This is a genomic window from Rhodanobacter sp. FW104-R8 (assembly GCF_001617365.1).
Classification (GTDB): Bacteria; Pseudomonadota; Gammaproteobacteria; order Xanthomonadales; family Rhodanobacteraceae; genus Rhodanobacter.
This window is the reverse complement of sequence record NZ_LVJR01000054.1, coordinates 1-2,583: the sequence shown is the minus strand read 5'-3', so window position 1 is coordinate 2,583 and position 2,583 is coordinate 1. Positions and strand designations below refer to the sequence as shown.

5 protein-coding genes are annotated in these 2,583 nt (G+C 61.9%); 2 read left to right on the top strand and 3 right to left on the bottom strand.

What is annotated here, in order from left to right; translation table 11 throughout:
* Window positions 1–209 (bottom strand): hypothetical protein (locus RHOFW104R8_RS17825; RefSeq protein WP_235605141.1); only part of this gene is annotated, 209 nt, incomplete at its 3' end.
* A 131-nt stretch (window positions 210–340) separates the two neighbouring features.
* Window positions 341–700, bottom strand: a complete 360-nt coding sequence (locus tag RHOFW104R8_RS10950) for a helix-turn-helix domain-containing protein (protein WP_068094684.1) — start codon at window positions 698–700, stop codon at window positions 341–343.
* 519 nt (window positions 701–1,219) lie between these two features.
* On the opposite strand from RHOFW104R8_RS10950, the gene RHOFW104R8_RS10945 reads away from it, so the two are divergent.
* Entirely contained in the window at window positions 1,220–1,948 is a 729-nt protein-coding gene (locus tag RHOFW104R8_RS10945) for an XAC0095 family protein (protein ID WP_201028748.1), read from the top strand.
* A gap of 16 nt (window positions 1,949–1,964) precedes the next feature.
* Window positions 1,965–2,264 carry a HigA family addiction module antitoxin gene (locus tag RHOFW104R8_RS10940; RefSeq protein WP_068094680.1) on the top strand — a complete coding sequence of 100 codons (300 nt, stop codon included), beginning with the start codon at window positions 1,965–1,967 and terminating at the stop codon, window positions 2,262–2,264.
* 22 nt (window positions 2,265–2,286) lie between these two features.
* On the opposite strand, the gene RHOFW104R8_RS16975 is transcribed toward RHOFW104R8_RS10940, so the two are convergent.
* On the bottom strand, window positions 2,287–2,463 hold the full coding sequence (locus RHOFW104R8_RS16975) for a lipocalin-like domain-containing protein (protein WP_255373082.1): 177 nt from the start codon (window positions 2,461–2,463) through the stop codon (window positions 2,287–2,289).
* Window positions 2,464–2,583 lie beyond the last annotated feature (120 nt).

The window sequence follows — 2,583 nt, the reverse complement described above, 5'->3', positions numbered from 1 at the left end:
GCTTGGACATGACACTCCTTTTTGACCATGATCGGTCTTCTTAGAAGTGTCCGCGTTAACGGGGTAGAACCCGGCGCACGGATCCGCTGCTCACTCCGCATCGCGAGTACCTTGGGCTTGGCAACGACCCGGCAAGTCGCAGCTCGGCGTACCAGGCTTTGTTCGCCGAGGTGTTGTCCGACGAACTTGTCGAAGAGATCCGCATCCATTTGCAACAGCAGAAGGTGCTGGGGACGGATCGGTTCCGGTTGTGGGTTGAAGCCAGGACAGGCCGATTCGCTACCGTGCGGCCGGTCGGACGGCCGCCGGGACGTTCAAATTGTCCCTGACACCTTTTGCCTTACGAGAGGAAATCCACCAACAGCCGCCGCTTGGGCTCGGGCAGGTTGCGGAAGGCATCGAGCAGGCGGCCCTCGTTGTCGGTGAGGCGTCGATAGGCGGGGGATTTTTCTCCCACCCCCAGGTGGGCTTGCCCGCGGCCGGTGGCCAGCCATTCGAAGCTGACGTCGAAATCCTTCGCCAGCTCGATGATGCGGGCAAGCTCGGGCAGGGTGAGGCCGGTAAGCCATTTGCGGACGGTCTCGCGCGACACGGCATAGCGGTCGGCCAGGGCGCCCGTTCGTCCGCGCCCTTCCACGAAACGGGCACGGTCCAGCGTTTGCCGTAGGCGCTCCGCGAATTCTTCGTAGGGGGCAGCCATCCAGGTTCCTGTGGTTGCGTCGTCGCCAGGCGTGCACGCCTGGCGACGTTGAGTAGTTGCAACGATTGTTGCGCACCCGCATTCTCATGGTGGCACTTTCAAGTTGTTGACAACTACACGTATAAGTTGCAATGTGCCAACCATGAAGTGCATCGCAGCCACCGTTGCCAGCCTTGTCGAGCACGTTGCGGCCGGTTTCGCTGCGGCGCCTGCCACCTTCGAAAGTGGCGCCGGGGCGTTGCGCCGGCAGCGGTGCCGCGCTCGCATCATCAATGCACGCAGGTGCTGAACATGGCGTGCCTGTTCAAGAAAGCAGGGCAGAGTCCACTTCCTGACTTGTCTGACTTGCATGGGCAGCCGATTGGGCGGGGCCGGTGCCGTGATGCCTGCATCGGGCAGGGCGGCCAATACACCACCCTCCAGGGGAATACGCCCGCCGTTTGTTGGCGGTTTCTAACCGCCCGACTTCCCGTCCGTCGTCATGCCGTGGACGGGCACTTCATGGAATAGGAGGCGACCATGTCGACGTTCGATTCGGATGATCTGGAAACAACGGGCTATTTCATGCCGGAAGACAGCCAGCTGCGGCTGAAGAAGCTGCGCGAGTACATGGAATTCCTGTCGCACCTGGCGCAACCGCGTAGGCCGGACGAGGATCAGGAGTTCACCGCCGAGATTCGCGTGGGCGAAGTGGCGATCTGCCTGGAAAGGCTGGCGGAGCAGGTGGAGCTGGTGCTGGACGACATCTCGTGGCCGGCCTACCGGTCCGAAAGGGAGGCTGCGCCTGGGGCCGAGGCGGGGCCTGAAATCGCGGAGGAGGTACCCGATGATGCGGACGGCCGCTACATCTTCGGCGTGACCCTGGATCAGATCGATACGCTCGACCGGCTGATCGCCATGATCTCTGCCCATGGCGATGTGGTGATCGCCAGTGATGAGGCCGAGTTCGCCAAGCACACGCTGTCCTTGCTGGGCGATGCCATCTTCAACGACGCGATGACGGTGCGCGACATCATCCGCCAGATGGAATCGCAGAGGCTCGGGAGGGCACGCGGATCGCAAACCGGCGTGGAGGAAGAACAGGCCGGATACCTTGCCGGGCGAAGGTATTTGCCCGTGGACAGCGCTTCACATGCCGCGGGTTCATTGGGTGAATCTTTGCCTGGTGGCGGTGAGCGGGTCAGATGCTGGCAAACGCAGGGTCCTGGCTTCGGCCAAACCAGGGAAGCCATTCCTCACTACCACTGACACCAACGAGGCGATCATGAAGAGCGTGCCCACCGCCCATCCCGGCGAAGTGTTGCGTAAGCAGTTCCTGACGCCCATGGGCATCAGTCAGAGCGCCCTGGCGCGCACCGCCGGCATGTCGACAGTCCATATCAAAGACATCGTGCTCGGCAGACGCGACGTCACGGTAGATACCGATGCGGGCCTGGCGGCGGCGCTGGGTACCGACAAATGTTTCTGGTTGGAGCTTCAGGCCAAATTCGATCTGGAAAAAGGCGCCGCGTGCGCGGTAGTTCGGTCACGCAAAGCTTTAGGAGCAAAACAGGGGTCACCTTAGAACCCCTTTTCTGAGAACTGGCTCACTCGCCGATGCGCCGCCAAACCGAAACGGGCACGTTGCCGTCCGGACGCGGCGGTACCCGGTAGCTCAGTGTGTCGCCGCGCAATTCGAAGGCGCGGGTTTGCTCCTGCCCCTCCCAATTGGGGAAGGAGGCGCCTTCGATATGGAACACCAACTGGTGCCGGCCCGGATCGATCGCATAAGGGGCCGGAGGGAATTAAACCGAATTAATTCCCTCCGGCCCTGAGGTTTCCCCACGTTTTCATGCTGTCACAGCCATCTGATCGAGCAGCGCCGGAGATGGCTTTCGTACCTG

What these genes read in the sequence shown, in the direction of transcription:
- RHOFW104R8_RS10945 (WP_201028748.1), top strand. Translation starts at nt 1,220, where the DNA reads ATGTCGACGTTCGATTCGGATGATCTGGAAACAACGGGCTATTTCATG.
- RHOFW104R8_RS10950 (WP_068094684.1), bottom strand. Translation starts at nt 700, where the DNA reads ATGGCTGCCCCCTACGAAGAATTCGCGGAGCGCCTACGGCAAACGCTG.
- RHOFW104R8_RS10940 (WP_068094680.1), top strand. Translation starts at nt 1,965, where the DNA reads ATGAAGAGCGTGCCCACCGCCCATCCCGGCGAAGTGTTGCGTAAGCAG.